Raw genomic sequence first — 16,632 nt, forward strand, 5'->3', positions numbered from 1 at the left:
GCAGCTTAGCGCCCGGATTGGACCGGGGCCGCACCCGAACGACAACCGTCCGGAGGTGCACTGGCCCGATGCCCATCCGGTTCCTCCACCGTCTCCCGGCCTGGCAGTACCTGCTGGCCGGCGGCCTCACGACGGTGCTCGCCCTGCATCTGCTGGGCGTCGGCGCCGCCTGGCTGATCCCGCAGGCGGCCGGAACCGCGATTCTCTGGCGGGCCGCCCGCCGGCACCGTTGCGGCTGGTGGCTGATCGCCGCGGCCGGTACCGCGGGCCTGCTGACCTCCGCCTGGTGGACGGTCCGGGCGGCGACCGGCGCCCCACCGCCGCACGACACCCCGATGGGCCTGTCGCTCGCCCTCCAGTACGCCCTGCACGCGGCCGGGGCCGTGCAGCTCACCCGCCGCAAACGCCCGGGATCGGCCGCCGAGTCCGGCGCCGTGGTCCTCTGCCTGGCGATGGTGGCCTGGTCGTTCATCGTCCTGCCCTACCTGGGGGAGCCCGGCTACCGGCCGGTCGACAACGCCCTGGCGATCCTCGACGGGGTGCTCGACCTGGCGATCCTGGCGTCCCTGCTGCTGACCGCGCGCCGGCGGCCGCTGCTCGCCGCCGGCGGGGCCGTGCTGGTCGCCGCGCACCTGGTCCACGTGGCGACCGGCGGCCAGGGCACGCTGCCGTTCCTGCCGGGCGGCGGGCCGCACCTCGTCATGCAGCTCTGGTGGGTGCTGGCGGCGGCCGCCGCGCTGCACCCGGCGGCGGTCCAGCCGGCCGCCGCCGGGGAGCGGGCCGGGCGGGCCGGGCTGATCGGCATGTACGTGGCCGTGGTGGCCGCCCCGCTGCTGCCCGCCGTCGCCAACCCGCGCGCCGTCGTGGTGGTCCCGGCGGTGCTGACGGCCGGGCTGTGTGGGCTGCTGATGCTGCGGGTCGGCCTGTCCAGCCGGCTGGCCGAGCGGCGGGCCCGGCAGATCGGGGCGGCCCTGCACGAGCAGCGGGTCCTGCAACAGCGCCTGGCGTACCGGGCCGGGCACGACGCGCTGACCGGGCTCGCCAACCGGGACCTGCTGCTCGATCACCTGGGCCGGGCCGCCGCCGGGGACCGCCCGTACTCCCTGATCCTCTGTGGGCTGGACGGGTTCAAGGAGGTCAACGACACGTACGGGCACTCGGTCGGTGACACCGTGCTGCGCCAGGCGGCCGGCCGGTTGCTGCTGTTCGCCCCCGAGGTGGACCTGGTGGCCCGGCTCGGCGGCGACGAGTTCGGCCTGCTGGTGACCGGGCCGGCGGATACCGGCGAGTTGGCGGGGCGGGTGATGGCGGCGATCGCCTCGGCGCCGTTCGTGGTCGGCGAGCGGTGGATCCCGTTGACCGCCCGGGCCGGGATCGCGGACGGCGTACCGGGAAACGACGCCGTGCTGGGCGACGCGGACCTGGCCCTGCGCGCCGCCAAGCAGGCGGGCGGCGCGCGGCTGGCGCGGTTCGACGAGACGCTGCGCGCCGAGCAGGGCGAGCGCACCCGGATCGCCGCCGGCCTGCGGCAGGCGCTGGTCGACGACGGCCTGTTCATGCACTACCAGCCGGTGGTGGACACCGCGACCGGCCGGATCCAGGGCGTGGAGGCGCTGATGCGCTGGCGCCGGGGCGACGAGGTCGTCCCGCCCGGTGTGTTCATCCCGGTGGCCGAGCAGACCGGGCTGATCGGCGCGCTGGGCACCCGGGCGCTGCGGCTGGCCTGCGCCCGGGCCGCCGGGTGGCACCGGGAGCACGGCCTCTACCTGACCGTGAACGTCTCCACCCACCAGTTGCGCGACCCGGCCTTCGCCGACGGGGTACGGGAGATCCTGGCGGAGACCGGGCTGCCGCCGACCGCGCTGGTGCTGGAGATCACCGAATCGGTGCTCATCGACGCCGGGGACACCGCGGTGCTCGCCACGCTGCGCGCGGACGGGGTCCGGATCGCCATCGACGACTTCGGCACCGGGTACTCGTCACTGGCGTACCTGCACACCCTGCCGGTCGACATTCTCAAGATCGACCAGTCCTTCATCCGCCGCCACGAGGACCCGCCGAAGCCCCAGGACGTGAGCCTGACCAGGGCGATCCTGGAACTGGCCCGGAGCCGGGAGCTGGTCGCGGTGGCCGAGGGGGTGGAGACCCAGGTGCAGGCGGACCTGCTCCGGCGACTGCGCTGCCCGCTCGTGCAGGGTTACCACTTCGGCCGTCCCAGTGCCGCCGAGGCGATCGACGCGCTCCTGGAGGAGGCGGCCCGGATCCCGGCGGTCTGACCGGCAAGTCGATTGCAGGGGGAGCAAGATATTTCGAACCGCCCTTTCGGGTGGCGCGGGGGCGGCCGGAATATTAGCGTCCTTCCCATGGCTGTCAAGGTGCTTGCGATCGTCCTGGCCGGTGGTGAAGGCAAGCGCCTGATGCCTCTGACGGCGGACCGCGCCAAGCCCGGAGTGCCCTTCGGCGGCATCTACCGCATGATCGACTTCGTGTTGTCGAACCTCGCGAACGCGGGGTATCTGAAGATCGTCGTGCTGACCCAGTACAAGTCGCACTCCCTGGACCGGCACATCTCCAAGACGTGGCGGATGTCGACGCTGCTCGGCAACTACGTCACCCCGGTCCCCGCCCAGCAGCGGCTCGGCCCGCGCTGGTTCGCCGGCTCCGCGGACGCCATCTACCAGAGCCTCAACCTGATCAACGACGAGTCGCCGGACTACGTGATCGTCTTCGGCGCCGACCACATCTACCGGATGGACCCGAAGCAGATGGTCAACGACCACATCGCCTCGGGCGCCGCGGTCACCGTCGCCGGGATCCGTCAGCCGCTGTCACTCGCCGACCAGTTCGGCGTGATCGACGTCGGCGCGGACGGCAAGCGCATCCGCGCCTTCCGGGAGAAGCCGAAGGACGCGCAGGGCCTGCCCGACTCGCCCGGCGAGGTGTATGCGTCGATGGGCAACTACGTCTTCACCACCCGGGCCCTGTGCGAGGCCGTCAGCGCCGACGCGCAGAACCCGGACAGCAAGCACGACATGGGCGGCAACATCATCCCGATGCTGGTGGAGCGCGGCGAGGCGAACGTCTACGACTTCCGCGACAACGACGTGCCCGGCGCCACCGACCGGGACCGCGGCTACTGGCGCGACGTGGGGACGCTCGACTCGTTCTACGAGGCCCACACCGACCTGATCGCCACCCTGCCGATCTTCAACCTCTACAACCACGACTGGCCGATCTTCACCAACTACGGCTCCTGGCCGCCGGCGAAGTTCGTGCACGGCTACGACGACCGCCAGGGCCGCGCCCTCGACTCGATGATCTCGCCCGGCGTGGTGATCTCCGGCGCCCTGGTCGAACGCTCGGTGATCTCACCGAACGTCCGGGTCAACTCGTGGGCCCACGTCGACGGCGCGGTCATCATGGAGGGCGTCTCGGTGGGGCGGCGCGCGGTGATCCGCAACGCCATCATCGACAAGAACGTCGTCGTCCCGGAGGGCGCCCAGATCGGCGTCGACCTCGACCGCGACCGCAAGCTCTACACGGTCAGCGACAACGGCGTGGTGGTCATCGGCAAGGGCCAGCGCGTCGAGATCTAGGCGTTCTCGTAGCGGTAGCACTGCCAGAGGCCGCTGTCGAGGCGCTTGGCCTGGAGGCGGGCGTCGTTGTTGTCCTCGATGCAGAGGGCGTCGACGTCCAGCCTCTCGCGGCACATCCAGGTGTCGCCGTCGAGCTCGGCGACGGCCTTCTCGCGGTTACCCTTCGCGAAGGTCGCCGCACAGTATCCGGACATGTCGCTGATTCCGCCGAGCGATACCCGGCGGCTGTCGAGGCAGAGCCCGCTCTTGGGATTCCCCGGGTCCCGCAACACGAACTCCGCCACCTCCTTACCCGTTTCCTCTTTTGGATGATCGAACTTGCAGGCGGCGAGCAGGTCGATTTTCGAATCGCAGGTTCCGCCGGCCGTATCCTCGTTGTATTCGCGGGTATCGCAGTAGCCCTGAAAGTCGACACCCCCAGGAATTACAACTATGTTCTCCTTGGCGACTCCGGTCGCGGGCGGGGCGGGGGGCTTCACCGTCGACTTCTCCGCTTTGCAACCGGCGGCGCCGATCAGAGAAGCCGTCAGGGCAATGCCGAACAAAATAATTCTCACAAACCCATGCGGTCGATTCACGTTATTTCTCTCCCCTGTCGCCACCGCCGGGAAAGGCGGCCGAGCCCGGACGCCAGAATGGCCCGGCACATCCGGCAACAGCAACATCGAAAAGGAGAATCACCCGATCTCACGACCCCCGCCGGGGCGATCGGGAAAGGCATTTTAAACGGTGCCGTCAACCGGTGAATCCGTTGCGAACATCAAGATCTTCAAGGGTACGCGGGACGCGCTCCGCCGAGGGAAGGCCGACCCGCGCATCAGCCCGGCGGTCGCCTCACGGCCCGGAGTGGGCAGACGGTCGCGCGGCTCGGCGGGACGGGGAGGATTCGGCGGGGGCGTTCCCGCGCGTACCGGAAATGAATTTGATCTTGATCAGCGGCGGTCGCGGAGGGTTTGGGAAGGGGTCTCGCCGAAGCGGGTGCGGTAGGCGCCGGCGAAGCGGCCCAGGTGGGTGAAGCCGTAGCGGTAGGCGACCTCGCTGACGCTGACCTGGCCGGGGTCGGAGCGGCACAGCTCGGCGTGGACCGCGTCGAGGCGCAGGCGGCGCAGGTAGGTGAGCGGCGGCATGCCGACGTGCTGGCGGAACGACTCCTGGAGGACCCGGACGCCGACGCCGGCCAGCGCCGCCAGGTCATGGATCGTGTACACCCGCCAGGGCTCGGCGTGCATGGCGTCGAGGGCCCGTTTCACCGTACGCGGCCGGTGCGGGCCCTGGAGGCCGGCGGGTTCCTCGCCGTAGGGGTGCTCGACCGTGAGCGCCAGGCCGCTGACCACCATGTCCCGCCAGCGGGCGGCCATCCGCGGACGGCTGGCCAGGGCGTCCGGTTCGCGCAGCTCGGCGAGCAGCAGCCGGACCATCGCCGCCCAGGTCCGGCCCGGGCCGTCGACCAGGTCGAAGGTGGCGCCCAGCGGGAGCGGGGAGATCACCCGCTGGTCGAGGGCGGCGTCCACCTCCCGTTCCAGGGCGGCCCGTTCCACCTTGACGCTGATCAGCCGGCAGGAGGCGGGCCAGTCGACCTCGATGTCGCCGGTCGGCCGGAACACCACAGCCCTGGTCGGGTCGGCCAGGACCACGGCGCCGCGATGCCGGGAGCGGAGCATGCCGGTCAGCGGGACCAGTACGTGGTACGCCGTCTCGAGCGCCGCGATCGACACCCGGATGTCGGTGCCGTAGCCGACCTCGCCCAGCGTGATCGGGCCGAGCACCACCACGTCGGCCTGGAACTGGAACCGGCCGGGGTCACCGACCGGCTCGATCCGCAGCGGTCCGTAGTACAGGCTTCGGCAGAACTCGCGGGCCTCGTCCACATCGGTGGTGCGCAGGCTGATGTGAACCGGGACGTCCGCGCCCGGCGCCGCCGGGCCCGGAGACCGACCGCCTGCCATGGCGTCCAGATTAGACCGCGACCGGCCTCCGCCCGGGAACCAGATTCGCCGGCCAGGTGACCTCGGCGACCGCGCCGCCGCGCACTTCTACCTGGGTGAGCGGGGTGTCGTGGTCCTGCCAGACCGCGTAACGGCCCTCCGGCAGGCTGTCGATCACCACACAGAAGGTGACACCGGAGCTGACATAACGGGCCCGGACCGCGGCATGCGTACGGGCACCGGTGTCCCCCACCGGCGACACCTCGATCTCGTGGCCGAGCAGTTGGGCCGGCGTGTGGATGATCAGCGCGCCGATCCCGCCGCCGATGTTCAGCATCACGGTGCCCTGCCCGGACGGGGCGTACGTGTGGTGGTGGTGCGGATGCCCGTGGCCGTGGCTCATGAGGGGTTTCCGAATCCGTCGAAGGGCGTACCGAGGAAGGGGAACTTCTTGAGCAGGCCGGCGCTGGCGTCCTTGATGCTCAGACCCTGTTCGACCAGAGCGGCCGCGGCGTCCGGCTCGAAGTCGGCGTTCACCAGCGGGACGGTGACGCCGGCGATGGCGCGCAGTGAGATGGAGACGACGTCGTCGGCGATGCGGCGGCCGTTCGGGAAGCCGGCCAGGTCACCGCCGAGCAGGCCGAACTTGTTCTCCTTGGCGGCCGGTTCGATGGCCGTGTTCAGCCGCAGCATGTCGGCCTGGAGCGCGCCGGTGTTGTTCTGGAAGCCCTCGATCAGGCCGTCCGGGATGCCGGTGAGCAGAATCGCCAGCAGGTCGGCGCGCGGCTCCTTGGTCTTGTTGAGCTCGGCCAGCTTGTCGAACAGGCCCGGGTAGAGCACCGGCAGCAGCGCTCCCAGCTCGGGCGTGGCGACGAACTCGGCGAACCGCTTGTCCTCGCTCGGCGGCAGGCTGTTCCACTTGTCCTTCTCCGCCATCGGCACGATGACCTCGTTGAACAGCGGGTTGCCGAGGCGGGAGACCTGCACCTGCGGGCCGACCACCACGTCGCCGTCGCCCTTGTTGCCGCGGACCTCGACCTGGCGGCGGCTGGCCGACGTCCACACGCCGATGACCGCGCCGGCGTCCTTGGCCCGGACCCGCTTCTTGCCGTCCCGGCGGACCATGCTCAGCGGGATCTGGATCGCGATGCTGTGCACGTTCGTCTTGTCGGTGGCGTTGACCGCCTTGCCGGCGTAGTTGAACAGCTGCGAGCCGACCAGGTGCTTGTCCTGGAACGGGCGCAGGGTGCCCAGGTCGAAGATGGCGCCCAGGTCGACGAAGAACGCGTCGGCGCGCTGGCCGGCGAAGACCTTCTCACCGGTCTTCAGCTTGTGGACGGCGTCCTCGGCGAGCTTGTCGTAGTCCGGGATGGAGATCTTGCCGACGTTGCACGGCGGGGACGGGAGCTTGTTGGCCAGCACCGTGCTCTTGCCGTGCTTGTCGACCTTGGTGACCGAGTAGAACTGGCGGCGGTTCCAGTTCTCGTCGTCGAGCGACTTGATCTGGCCGGTGTTGTAGAGGAACGTCTTGTCGTTGCGCAGTTCGGTACGGAACCGGAACTGGTAGGTGATGTCCGGGCGGGCGTCACCGTTCGCATCGATGTGGATCTCGTACAGCACGTCGTCGCCGAACTCGAAGAAGTTCGGGCCACTGGCGGGGATCTGCAGCGGCACATAGTTGGCGATGATCGTGACCGTGTCCGGATCGTCGGGGCTGACGAACGCGTACAGGTCGGAGCTGTCGGCGACCGGGTCCTTGCTGATCTCCGGCGCTTCGCGGTGGGAAGACATGTTCGGGGAATCTCCTGTCGAAACGGCGGAAGGTCAGCGTCCGGCGGCTTTGAGCAGGCTCTTCGCCAGGCTCTTGTCGGTGATCGTCTTGCGCTTCTCACCGGTGAAGACGTCGATCGTGCCCTTCTTCGCGTCGACCAGCGACAGGATCAGCGGCGAACCGTCGCCGTCGCCGCCGCTCGAGGACTCGCCGGCGAGGCTCAGGCCGGCCACGGAGACGGCGGAGACGCCGACACCGGTAGCGGCGAGGGCCAGGACCCGGCGACGCGACAGCCACGAGGTACGGGACTGGGCGCGGTAACGAACACGACTCATGCTTGGCCTTTCGTCGTTGGGGGCCTGACAGGCGGTGCATCGTCGACGCCCGTCAGTACGAGATCCACGAGCGGGCGGTTCAAACCTTTTTGGCGAAACAGCTCAGTGGATTTCCCGGCGGCGCAGTCGGCGGACGCCGGCGCCGAGAACGACCAGGAAGATCGCCAGGAGGGCGCCACCGATGAGCCAGTGGCCGAGTGTGCGGCGGCCGTCGGTGGGTTGCTCGGCGGTCAGGACCAGTGGGGTGGCCGACGGCTCGACGGTCGCTTCCACCGTCGCTCCCGCCGACGGCTTTAGATCCGCTTTTTTCGTGACTTTTGCGGATGAAGATGGAGAAACGGACGGGGTCGGGGACGGGGTCGGGGACGGGGCCACCGCTGCCGGGAAGACCAGATCGGAGCAGGAGTAATAGGTGTCGGGGGTGCTGCTCGTCTCCCACACCACGTAGAGGATGTGCCGCCCGCTCCGCCGGGGCAGCGTCACCCGCATCCGGTACGACCCTCCGGTCAGCGGCGGATCCTTGATCTCGGTCAGCTCGGTGAGGTCGCCCCACGTCAGCTTCCGCTCCGGCGAGTAACCCGGCCGGGTGAGATAGAGACGGAACGAGCCCTCGTGCGGGATCGTCCCCCGGTAGGTGATCGGGAGCCTCTCCCCCGAGCGCACCGCCGTCGACGGGAAGTCGTCGCGGGCCAGGTCGAGCCCGCGGTAGGCGTCGATCCCGCCGCTGCACAGCTTCCCGTCCGGCACCCGCTCACGGTCGTCGTCCACGTTCGCGAGCCGCAGGTTGTCGTACGCCCCGAGGAACCCGTCGGTGGCCTTGAGCGCGGCCTTGCAGGCCGGCGCGCCGCGTTTCGTCCCGTTCCCGGCGCACGCGGCGCTACGGCTGATCGGCGTGATGGGCGACCCGTGCGCCAGCGCGGGCGCCGGCACGAACGGCACGGACACGACGGTGAGCAGGCCGGCGAGGGCGAGACGGCGGACGAACATCAGATCTCCCGGGTACGGCTGGGACGGTGCCACCCGGGAGTACGGCTTTCGGGCACTGCTCGTTCAGCGGTGATCGACCTGTGATTGCATGGCCGAGTCCGGTAAGAGATCTGGAGGATTCATGAGCAAGCCCGACGTCGGCCCCGTCCCCGACGCCCCCGCCACCGAACTGGTGATCGAGGACATCGTCGAGGGCACCGGCCCGGAGGCGGAGCCCGGCGCGTTCGTCAGCGTCCACTACGTGGGTGTCGCGCAGTCCACGGGCAAGGAGTTCGACGCCTCCTGGAACCGCGGTGAGCCGTTCGGCTTCCGGGTCGGTGGCCAGCAGGTCATCGCCGGCTGGGACCAGGGCGTGGCCGGCATGAAGGTGGGCGGCCGCCGTCGCCTGGTGATCCCGCCGCACCTGGGTTACGGCGCGAACGGCGCGGGCGGCGTGATCAAGCCGAACGAGACCCTCGTCTTCCTGGTGGACCTGCTCCAGGTCCACTGACCCGGCCACGACCGCCGGCGGCCGCCTCCTCGGTGGCCGCCGGCGGTCGTGGTGTCAGCTGCCCGGGGCTCGCCTCTCGGGGTCCGGAGTGGTTTCGTCACGGCGGGGCCGCTCGTCACGGTGGTCGCGGGCGGGCACGCCACCGGTCCGCACCACCTCCACGACCTCCTCGATCGGGGTCATGCCTGCCTCAGCAGGGAGTCGCAGCCGGTCTCCTCGGGCAGCAGTGGCCGGAACCGGACCTGCCACTTCTTTCCGGCGGACTCCCACGGCGTACGCTCGTTGGCCTTGTCCGCGGCGGCCCAGACGGCGTCCTTCGCCGTACCCTCGACGGTCAGGCAGTTGATCTTGAGCTGTTCGTTGAGGTAGCCGCCGGGCAGGTCGGGGCCGGGCCAGCGGACCGGGTCGCCGCCCAGGCCGTCGCCGGTGTCCTGGTAGGGCTGGGCCAGCACCGCCACCCGCTCCGCCTGATAGTGCTTCGGCGCCGGGCCGGTCGAGCCGGCAAACTCTCTGTCCAGTTCCTCGAGGAAGCCGGTCAGCCGTTTACGGGCGGCGTTCTGCTCCTTCGTCAGCGCCCCGTCGTCGGGCCGGGCCTCGTTGAGAGCCATCACGTCGGCCACCTGCTCGCCACCCGCGGTGACGACGGTGATCCGGGTGCTCGGCGCGTCGGCGACACCCGGCATGCCGAAGTCGGTGCCGGTCTTCACGCCGGCCGCGACCGCCTCGGCGATCAGCTCGCGCACCCGCTCCGGGCCGAGCCGGACCTCCTGGAGGTTGGGCAGCGCCTTGCCGGGATAGATGAGCGGGACCGGGCCCTCGCTCAGCAAACGGCCGTCGGCGTACGCGGTGAACCGCGGGAGCCGGGAGGGGATGAGCTCGGCGGGCACGAAGCCGCCGCGGTACTCCACACGCAACACCACCTGCTTCGAGTCAGCGGAGGCGGTGGTGCTCTCGACGACCGGCGCGCCGGCGGTCGTGCCACCGGCGGCACCGGGCTGGGCGCACGCGCCCAGCAGCAGAAGGGGAACGGCGGCGGTCAGCAGGCCGCGGTTTCTGTTCATGACGGGTACGACGAGGCGCACCCGCTCCGGGTTCCGGCCCCGGTCAGGAAACCACCCGCGCCCTGCGGCCGAGCACCTCGACCACGTCGCCCGGATGAAGCTGCCGGCCGCGCCGCAGGTCGACCTCGCCGTTGACGGTCACGTCCCCGGAGGCGATCAGGACCTTGCCCTCCCCACCGGTGTCGATGAGATCGGCCAGCTTGAGGAACTGACCGAGCCGGATCATGTCGCCGTCGATGGGCACGTCACGCATCCGTTCATCATCCACCGGCCGAGATCGCGGAAAACTCTTGGGTGGGCGTTGAACCATCGGGGCCGGTGATCCGAACTACATGTCGTGAGGCTTATCCGGATGGCCCGCCGTGCGGGCGCGCTGACCACTGTGACCACCGCCGGTGTGCTGGCGCTCGCCGGCCCGGCCGCGGCCGACGTGACGGTGAGCCCGCCCAGCGTGCCGCAGGGCGGCGGGGCGAACCTCAGCTTCCACGTGACCAACGAGGGCGCCGCGCCGGTGACCGAGGTGACGCTGAAGATCCCGGCGGACACCCCGGTGGCCGAGGTGTACCCGCTGTCGGTGAACGACTGGGCGCCGCGGATCACGTACCGGAAACTGAGCCAGCCGCTGACCACCATCCACGGCGGCACCCCGGTGTCCGAGGCCGCCGACACGATCGTCTGGCTCGCGATGAACGGCACGACGATCCAGCCGGGAAAATCCGCCGACCTGACCGTGGCGCTGGGCCCGATGCCGGCGCTGAGCTCGATGCGGTTCACCGTGGAGACGAAGTACGCCGACGGCAAGGCCGGTCCGGTCATGCCGGGCACGGTGACGCTCACGCCGAACGACGGGACCACCCCGGTGTCGCACCACGATCAGGGCTCCGGCGCGACCGGGACCACCGACGCCGAGGCGGCCCTGTTCCGGCAGCTCGCCGAGCAGGCGCAGGAGGGCCCGTCCTGGGTCACCGTCTCCGGCTGGCTGGTGGCGGGACTGGTGCTGCTCGGCGCCGGGTGGGTGCTGCTGCGCAACCGGCACCGGGCCACCGAGGAGGAGCCGGGTGAGCCCGACGAGACGCCTTCCGGCGACGACGAGTCCGCCGAGAAGGAGCCGGTAGCGGCCGGAAAGTGGAGCTACAAGGGCTGAGACTCCCGACGTAGGCCGGGCCTGCGGACAGGGAAATATGAGGATTGTTCACGACGGCGGAGACGAAGCGGGCCGCTTGCGGGCCGCGGAACTCGAGGCAGGTCGTGAACAACCCTCACCTCACGCGGGTGGGCGTGAGGTTCGTCGTGGCTAGCGCGTGGGGCGCGGAACCACGACCGGCGGGTGGGGCCCGGGCAAGGCCCGTGATCCGCGTGCTGTACGGGTGGGGCCTCGCGGCCCCGCCCGTACGGTCAGACCGGCACCACCCGCTCGGTGCGCAGCGCGTCGATGATCTCGCGTTCCACCCGTTCCGACTCCTCGTGCGGGACCTGGCAGGTGCCGGCCGCGAGGTGCCCGCCGCCGCCGTAGCGCAGCATCACCGAGCCGATGTCCACCGGGGACCCGCGGTCCAGGATCGACTTGCCGCAGGCGAAGACGGTGTTGAGTTTCTGCCGGCCCCAGAGGATGTGCACCGAGACCCGGGCATCCGGGAAGAGCGCGTAGACCATGAACCGGTTGCCCGCCTCGATCACCTCCTCGTCGCGCAGGTCGACGACGATCACGTCGCCGTCCGGCCGGCAGACCCGGTGCAGCTGCTCGACGAAGCGGGCCGAGCACTCGTGGAAGAGCTGTGCCCGCTCCACCACGTCCGGCAGGGCCAGGATCTCGTGCACGTCGTTGTGCTCGATGCAGGCGTCGATGAGCTGCATCATCAGCTGGTAGTTGGAGATCCGGAAGTTGCGGAACCGGCCCAGGCCGGTCCGGCTGTCCATCAGGAAGTTGAGCAGTGTCCAGCCGGTCGGGCTGAGGATGTCGGTGAGCGAGTAGTCGGCCGAGTCGGCCTGGTCCACCGCGCGCATCAGCTCGTCCGACACCTTCGGGAAGCGCTCCCGCCCGCCGAAGTGCTCGTAGATCACCCGGGCCGCGGACGGCGCGTCCGCGTCGATGACGTGGTTGCCCAGGCCCTCGGTGTTGCGCAGGGTCTCGGAGTGGTGGTGGTCGAAGACCATGTTCGCGCGGGCGTCGTACGGCAGGTTCGTCAGGATGTCCCGGTCGGTGATGTCGACGACGCCGTCCTGCACGTCCTTGGGATGCACGAACAGGATGTCGTCGATCATGTCGAGATGGCGGAGTAGCACGGCGCACACGAGACCGTCGAAGTCACTCCTGGTCACCAGCCGGTACTTCACGGGGTCCCCCTCGCTTGCCAGACCTTTGGCACCAGTTTGCCACTTTTTTCGCTAAGGCCCGCCCGGCATCGACGTACGGACGTGTTCACCGCCACGTTGTCCCGCTTTCCAGGAAGCGAATGAACCCTCCGAGGGCCCTCGGCCGTAAGGTTCAGACGAACGGTTACGACCCGGTCGGAGGACTCGCAGAAGATGGACCACGCACCTCAGCTCATCCAGGAGCGCAGCGCGCCGCCAGCCACGCTGGTGATCTTCGGCGCCTCCGGCGACCTGACCCGCCGCAAGCTGCTGCCCGCGGTGGAGAACCTGGCTCGTCACGGCCGTCTGCCCGACCAGTTCGCCCTGGTCGGCGTCGCGCGTACGCCGATGAGCGACGAGCAGTTCGCGGAGAGCGCGCTGGGTGGCCGCAGCCTCGCCGAGAAGCGCCAGCTGGCCGGCGGCGTGCGCTACGTGGCGGGTGGCTACGACGACCCGGAGACCTACAAGCTGCTCGCCGAGACGCTGGACGAGCTGGACGCGGTCCGCGGCACCGCCGGCAACCGGCTGTTCTACCTGTCCACCCCGGCGGGCGCGTTCGAACCGGTGATCAACGGGCTGGCCGGCGCCGGGCTCAACCAGCCGCGTGAGGGCTCGTTCTCCCGCCTGGTCATCGAGAAGCCGTACGGGCGGGATCTGGCCACCGCCCGCGAGCTGGACGGCGTGGTGCACAGCGCGTTCGAGGAGCACCAGGTCTTCCGGATCGACCATTACCTGGGCAAGGACACCGTCCAGAACGTTCTGGCGCTGCGCTTCGCCAACTCGATCTTCCAGCCCATCTGGGACCGCTCCTGGGTCGACCACGTGCAGATCACCGTGGCCGAGACCCTCGGCGTCGGCACCCGCGGCGGGTTCTACGAGAACGCCGGCGCGATGCGCGACATCGTGCAGAACCACGTGCTCCAGGTCCTGGCCCTGGCCCTGATGGAGCCGCCCGCGTCGTTCGAGGCCGAGGGCCTGCGCAACGAGAAGGTGAAGCTGCTCCAGGCGATCCGGCTGCCCACCGACCGGGACATCGCCGACGCCGCCGTCCGCGGTCAGTACACGCGTGGCGGCACCCGCGAGGAGCTGATGGCGGGCTACCGCGAGGAGGTCGGCGTCGACCCGCTGTCGCGCACCGAGACGTACGCGGCGATGCGCCTGAACGTCGACAACTGGCGCTGGGCCGGGGTGCCGTTCTACGTGCGCACCGGCAAGCGGCTGCCGGCCCGGCTCACCGAGGTGGCGCTGCAGTTCCAGCGGCCGCCGCACCTGCCGATCCCGACCGACCAGCTGACCGGCCTCGACGCCGACGCGCTGATCCTGCGGATCCAGCCCAACGAGGGCATCTCGCTGCGCTTCGGCGCCAAGGTGCCGGGTCACTCCTTCCGGGTGCGCACGGCCAGCATGGAGTTCTCGTACGACCAGACGTTCGTCGAGGAGTCCCCGGAGGCGTACGAACGACTGCTGCTGGACGCGCTGATCGGTGACGCGTCGCTGTTCATCCGCAGCGACGAGGTGCAGCAGTGCTGGCGGATCGTCGACCCGATCATCGAGCACTGGGCGAAGGACAACTCGCCGATCCCGACGTACGAGGCGGCGTCCTGGGGCCCGACCGACGCGGACCGGCTGATCGGCCGCAACGGGCGCAAGTGGCGAAACGCCGCCTGACCGGGGGAACCTGCGGGTGACGGCGGGCTCGCATAGGGTGGTCATCATCCTCGATCGCTGAGCCCGCTCCAGGAGGGTCATTCAGAACCCACATCGAGTTGCAGGGGCCGCAGCTCAGCGCCCTGGCCTCAACCGTTCTGAATGATCCTTCTGGCCCGATGGAAAGACAGACGCATATGCAGGTCTCGGTCGCGCACCATCCACCGAACACGGCAGTGCTGGTCCTGCGCGGATCACTCGACATCGACACCGCGCCGGCCCTCAAGGCGAACCTGAGCCGTCTCGTCGAGCGCCCGGCCCCACGGGTCGTCGTGGACGTGTCCGGTCTCGACTTCTGTGACTCGATGGGCGTGGGCGTCCTGGTCACCGCGCACGGGCGCGCCGCCGAACGGGGCGGCTGGGTCCGCCTGGCCTCCCCGTCCGGCTTCCTCCGCAGGCTCTTCGACACCCTCGGGCTCAGCGACTACCTGCCGATGTTCCCCGACGTCGCGGCCGCACTGAAGGAGGAGTGAGCCGGTCCTATCCGGCGATCACCGTGTTGAGGGCGGCCACCGCGGCGCCCCGGGAGCCGGCCATGTCCCGGTCCGGAACCAGGGCGAAGGTGGCCACCGCCTTCTGCTCGTCGCGCAGGTCGGTGCTCTCCCGCACGGTGTTGAGGAACCACTGCCGGAAGTGCGGGGCCGCCTCGACCACACCGCCGCCCAGGAAGTAGGCGGCCGGATCGGTGAAGTTCGCCGCGATGGTGAACAGCTTGCCGATCGCCTTGGCCTGCTGCGCGAACACGGCGAGCGCCATGGGGTCGTCCTTCTCCGCGTACCCCCGCAGGGCCTTGGCGGCGGCGCCGATCGGCTCGACCGCGAGCGGGTGCTCCGGGAACCGGGCCAGCCAGTAGGGCAGCAGGTTGTTCTTGATGCCGGTCAGCGAGGCGACGCTCTCCACGTCCCCCTCGAAGCCGCAGTTGCACCGCGGGACCGGCTGGTCGTTCTCGAGGACGCCGTGCAGCGGGATCTGCACGTGGCCGAGCTCGCCCGCCATCCCGGCGGCGCCGCGGATCACCGCGCCGGCCTCGACCACGCCGCCGCCCAGGCCGGTGCCGACGATCGCGGAGACCGACGAGTTCGCCGCGGCGGCGGCGCCGAAGTGCTGGTGGTGGGCGTAGAGAGCGGCCGCGTTGCCGTCGTTGTTGTAGACCACCGGCAGTCCGAGCCGGGCCTCCAGCGCGCCCCGGATGTCGAAGCCGTGCCAGGACACGTGGTTGAAGTTGGTGGCGCCCTTCGACGAGATCACGCCGTTGGCGCTGGCCGGGCCCGGGGTGTCCAGGCCGACCGCGCGGACCAGGGAACGCGGCGTCCTGGTGAGTTCGAGGATGCCGGTGAACGCGCCGGCGAGCGCCTCGACGGCCGACTCCGGGCCGTCCAGCACCCGGCTCGGGTTCTCCACCAGGTGGTCGACGAGGAACTGCCCCGTGGCGTCGAGCACGGTGGCGTTGTTGGAGGTGCCGCCGTTGTCCAACCCGACGACGACCCAGGAGGACGGGGTGCGTACCGATTCAGCCTGATCCACGGCCATGAGCCTAGGACAGCGCGGCGGTCTTTGAACACGGCTGCGCGCGGATCGCGAGTCCGTCGGTCACGGTTGCGGCCGCGCGGAGGTCCGCCGGACGGGCCGAACCCACTATGCCCCGCGTTCCGGAGACACACATACCGGACTCGAGCGACCCGCTCAATATGCATAGACAGAGGTGATTGACCAACGTAGGGTGGCGAAGATCGTCCACACGGGACTCCATACGAGATTCGGACCACCTGGCACTGAATCAAGGGGCCGGTGCCGAATGCGCATGGCGACGACGGCAGGGATGAAACGCCCTCGAAAGGGAACTGACGTGCGAAAGATTTCGAAGCGAGTGGTCACCGGTTTCGCAGCCACCGTCGCGGCTACCGCGATGACGAGCGCCCTGGGTGCCACGCCCGCCTTCGCCGGCACCAACACGAGCCTGGCGACAGTAGGCACGCCCTCCTACCCGTCGGGTGCCGGGCTCGCGTACTTCTATCACGCCGGCGAGCACCTCAGAATCGTGGACAACGCCGCCGATGGCGCCGGCGTCCGAATCTATTGGGCGTTTTCCGATCCTCGGGGCAACGTCTACGAGAACGGTACCGCCTATGTGGGTGGCGCCTATGAGGAGAAAAACATCAATATGAGCGTCACTGATGGCCACACCATCAGCTTCACGCTTTGCGTCTCCGACAACGGCAGTCGCATTCAGAGCACCTGCAGTCAGAACTGGGCTACGGCCTGATGTGATTCGAGACCCACGGTAGCTCGGTCCCGACGTCCCCGCATCTACGGCGGCGATCCGCACACACGAAAGGGCCGGCGCTCCTCCCAGGGAGGCGCCGGCCCTCGTCGTCCCGTCAAGGCCCTGCCGGGACGACGCGTCTTTT

At 69.9% G+C, this 16,632-nt stretch carries 18 protein-coding genes; 7 read left to right on the plus strand and 11 right to left on the minus strand.

Features of this window, described 5'->3' with window-relative positions; translation table 11 throughout:
* Window positions 1-68: 68 nt before the first annotated feature.
* Together KZ829_RS16590 and glgC are read left to right on the plus strand one after the other, a co-directional pair.
* Window positions 69-2,276, plus strand: a complete 2,208-nt coding sequence (locus KZ829_RS16590) for a putative bifunctional diguanylate cyclase/phosphodiesterase (RefSeq protein WP_220144812.1) — start codon at window positions 69-71, stop codon at window positions 2,274-2,276.
* Between the two features lie 87 nt (window positions 2,277-2,363).
* A complete protein-coding gene (gene glgC / locus KZ829_RS16595; RefSeq protein ID WP_220144813.1) occupies window positions 2,364-3,596 on the plus strand; it encodes a glucose-1-phosphate adenylyltransferase in 1,233 nt (410 codons plus the stop codon).
* On the opposite strand, the gene KZ829_RS16600 is transcribed toward glgC, so the two are convergent.
* From KZ829_RS16600 to KZ829_RS16625, 6 genes are all read right to left on the minus strand, one after another.
* The gene (locus tag KZ829_RS16600) at window positions 3,593-4,174 is read right to left on the minus strand and encodes a hypothetical protein (protein WP_220144814.1); all 582 of its coding nucleotides are present in this window, start codon (window positions 4,172-4,174) and stop codon (window positions 3,593-3,595) included. The two genes, glgC and KZ829_RS16600, sit on opposite strands and share 4 nt — an antisense overlap.
* Window positions 4,175-4,528: 354 nt before the next feature.
* The gene (locus KZ829_RS16605; protein ID WP_220144815.1) at window positions 4,529-5,542 is read right to left on the minus strand and encodes an AraC family transcriptional regulator; all 1,014 of its coding nucleotides are present in this window, start codon (window positions 5,540-5,542) and stop codon (window positions 4,529-4,531) included.
* Window positions 5,543-5,552: 10 nt separating this feature from the next.
* Window positions 5,553-5,924: a phospholipase gene (locus tag KZ829_RS16610; protein WP_220144816.1), complete on the minus strand. Its 372-nt coding sequence runs from the start codon at window positions 5,922-5,924 to the stop codon at window positions 5,553-5,555.
* Window positions 5,921-7,312 (minus strand): DUF4331 domain-containing protein, encoded by a 1,392-nt coding sequence (locus KZ829_RS16615; RefSeq protein WP_220144817.1) that lies wholly within the window; start codon window positions 7,310-7,312, stop codon window positions 5,921-5,923. The genes KZ829_RS16610 and KZ829_RS16615 overlap by 4 nt, the downstream gene beginning before the upstream one ends.
* A gap of 33 nt (window positions 7,313-7,345) precedes the next feature.
* Entirely contained in the window at window positions 7,346-7,627 is a 282-nt protein-coding gene (locus tag KZ829_RS16620; RefSeq protein ID WP_208468123.1) for a hypothetical protein, read from the minus strand.
* Window positions 7,628-7,729: 102 nt separating this feature from the next.
* Window positions 7,730-8,614 carry a lytic polysaccharide monooxygenase gene (locus tag KZ829_RS16625; RefSeq protein WP_220144818.1) on the minus strand — a complete coding sequence of 295 codons (885 nt, stop codon included), beginning with the start codon at window positions 8,612-8,614 and terminating at the stop codon, window positions 7,730-7,732.
* A gap of 121 nt (window positions 8,615-8,735) precedes the next feature.
* Here KZ829_RS16625 and KZ829_RS16630 point away from each other — a divergent pair, with 121 nt between their 5' ends.
* On the plus strand, window positions 8,736-9,104 hold the full coding sequence (locus KZ829_RS16630; RefSeq protein WP_183219056.1) for an FKBP-type peptidyl-prolyl cis-trans isomerase: 369 nt from the start codon (window positions 8,736-8,738) through the stop codon (window positions 9,102-9,104).
* A 54-nt stretch (window positions 9,105-9,158) separates the two neighbouring features.
* Here the strand turns inward: KZ829_RS16630 and KZ829_RS43985 are convergent, their stop codons facing one another.
* The 3 genes from KZ829_RS43985 to KZ829_RS16640 are packed head-to-tail and all read right to left on the minus strand — an operon-like array spanning window position 9,159 to window position 10,418.
* Window positions 9,159-9,287 carry a hypothetical protein gene (locus KZ829_RS43985; protein WP_281428153.1) on the minus strand — a complete coding sequence of 43 codons (129 nt, stop codon included), beginning with the start codon at window positions 9,285-9,287 and terminating at the stop codon, window positions 9,159-9,161.
* Window positions 9,284-10,165 (minus strand): hypothetical protein, encoded by an 882-nt coding sequence (locus KZ829_RS16635; protein ID WP_220144819.1) that lies wholly within the window; start codon window positions 10,163-10,165, stop codon window positions 9,284-9,286. The genes KZ829_RS43985 and KZ829_RS16635 overlap by 4 nt, the downstream gene beginning before the upstream one ends.
* A gap of 43 nt (window positions 10,166-10,208) precedes the next feature.
* Window positions 10,209-10,418, minus strand: a complete 210-nt coding sequence (locus KZ829_RS16640; protein WP_183219058.1) for an RNA-binding S4 domain-containing protein — start codon at window positions 10,416-10,418, stop codon at window positions 10,209-10,211.
* A 99-nt stretch (window positions 10,419-10,517) separates the two neighbouring features.
* Between KZ829_RS16640 and KZ829_RS16645 the strand changes: the two genes are divergently transcribed.
* Window positions 10,518-11,309 carry a DUF1775 domain-containing protein gene (locus tag KZ829_RS16645; protein ID WP_220144820.1) on the plus strand — a complete coding sequence of 264 codons (792 nt, stop codon included), beginning with the start codon at window positions 10,518-10,520 and terminating at the stop codon, window positions 11,307-11,309.
* 251 nt (window positions 11,310-11,560) lie between these two features.
* Here KZ829_RS16645 and KZ829_RS16650 read toward each other — a convergent pair whose 3' ends face one another.
* Entirely contained in the window at window positions 11,561-12,499 is a 939-nt protein-coding gene (locus KZ829_RS16650; protein WP_220144821.1) for a DHH family phosphoesterase, read from the minus strand.
* 192 nt (window positions 12,500-12,691) lie between these two features.
* On the opposite strand from KZ829_RS16650, the gene zwf reads away from it, so the two are divergent.
* Both zwf and KZ829_RS16660 read left to right on the plus strand, forming a co-directional pair.
* Window positions 12,692-14,185, plus strand: coding sequence for a glucose-6-phosphate dehydrogenase (gene zwf, locus KZ829_RS16655; RefSeq protein ID WP_220144822.1), 1,494 nt, complete (start codon window positions 12,692-12,694; stop codon window positions 14,183-14,185).
* A gap of 158 nt (window positions 14,186-14,343) precedes the next feature.
* The gene (locus KZ829_RS16660; RefSeq protein ID WP_229806805.1) at window positions 14,344-14,697 is read left to right on the plus strand and encodes an STAS domain-containing protein; all 354 of its coding nucleotides are present in this window, start codon (window positions 14,344-14,346) and stop codon (window positions 14,695-14,697) included.
* A gap of 7 nt (window positions 14,698-14,704) precedes the next feature.
* Here the strand turns inward: KZ829_RS16660 and KZ829_RS16665 are convergent, their stop codons facing one another.
* Complete coding sequence (locus KZ829_RS16665; RefSeq protein WP_220144823.1) at window positions 14,705-15,754, minus strand: ROK family protein; 1,050 nt, start codon at window positions 15,752-15,754, stop codon at window positions 14,705-14,707.
* A gap of 316 nt (window positions 15,755-16,070) precedes the next feature.
* On the opposite strand from KZ829_RS16665, the gene KZ829_RS16670 reads away from it, so the two are divergent.
* Entirely contained in the window at window positions 16,071-16,487 is a 417-nt protein-coding gene (locus KZ829_RS16670; protein WP_220144824.1) for a hypothetical protein, read from the plus strand.
* The last annotated feature ends 145 nt before the right edge of the window (window positions 16,488-16,632 follow it).

Source organism: Actinoplanes hulinensis (assembly GCF_019429605.1).
GTDB classification, from domain to species: domain Bacteria; phylum Actinomycetota; class Actinomycetes; order Mycobacteriales; family Micromonosporaceae; genus Actinoplanes; species Actinoplanes campanulatus.

Excerpts from the sequence above, each read along its gene's own strand:
- KZ829_RS16590 (WP_220144812.1), top strand. The coding sequence starts at position 69 with ATGCCCATCCGGTTCCTCCACCGTCTCCCGGCCTGGCAGTACCTGCTG.
- glgC (WP_220144813.1), top strand. The coding sequence starts at position 2,364 with ATGGCTGTCAAGGTGCTTGCGATCGTCCTGGCCGGTGGTGAAGGCAAG.
- KZ829_RS16605 (WP_220144815.1), bottom strand. The coding sequence starts at position 5,542 with ATGGCAGGCGGTCGGTCTCCGGGCCCGGCGGCGCCGGGCGCGGACGTC.
- KZ829_RS16610 (WP_220144816.1), bottom strand. The coding sequence starts at position 5,924 with ATGAGCCACGGCCACGGGCATCCGCACCACCACCACACGTACGCCCCG.
- KZ829_RS16615 (WP_220144817.1), bottom strand. The coding sequence starts at position 7,312 with ATGTCTTCCCACCGCGAAGCGCCGGAGATCAGCAAGGACCCGGTCGCC.
- KZ829_RS16620 (WP_208468123.1), bottom strand. The coding sequence starts at position 7,627 with ATGAGTCGTGTTCGTTACCGCGCCCAGTCCCGTACCTCGTGGCTGTCG.
- KZ829_RS16625 (WP_220144818.1), bottom strand. The coding sequence starts at position 8,614 with ATGTTCGTCCGCCGTCTCGCCCTCGCCGGCCTGCTCACCGTCGTGTCC.
- KZ829_RS16630 (WP_183219056.1), top strand. The coding sequence starts at position 8,736 with ATGAGCAAGCCCGACGTCGGCCCCGTCCCCGACGCCCCCGCCACCGAA.
- KZ829_RS43985 (WP_281428153.1), bottom strand. The coding sequence starts at position 9,287 with ATGACCCCGATCGAGGAGGTCGTGGAGGTGGTGCGGACCGGTGGCGTG.
- KZ829_RS16635 (WP_220144819.1), bottom strand. The coding sequence starts at position 10,165 with ATGAACAGAAACCGCGGCCTGCTGACCGCCGCCGTTCCCCTTCTGCTG.
- KZ829_RS16640 (WP_183219058.1), bottom strand. The coding sequence starts at position 10,418 with ATGCGTGACGTGCCCATCGACGGCGACATGATCCGGCTCGGTCAGTTC.
- KZ829_RS16645 (WP_220144820.1), top strand. The coding sequence starts at position 10,518 with ATGGCCCGCCGTGCGGGCGCGCTGACCACTGTGACCACCGCCGGTGTG.
- zwf (WP_220144822.1), top strand. The coding sequence starts at position 12,692 with ATGGACCACGCACCTCAGCTCATCCAGGAGCGCAGCGCGCCGCCAGCC.
- KZ829_RS16660 (WP_229806805.1), top strand. The coding sequence starts at position 14,344 with ATGGAAAGACAGACGCATATGCAGGTCTCGGTCGCGCACCATCCACCG.
- KZ829_RS16665 (WP_220144823.1), bottom strand. The coding sequence starts at position 15,754 with ATGGCCGTGGATCAGGCTGAATCGGTACGCACCCCGTCCTCCTGGGTC.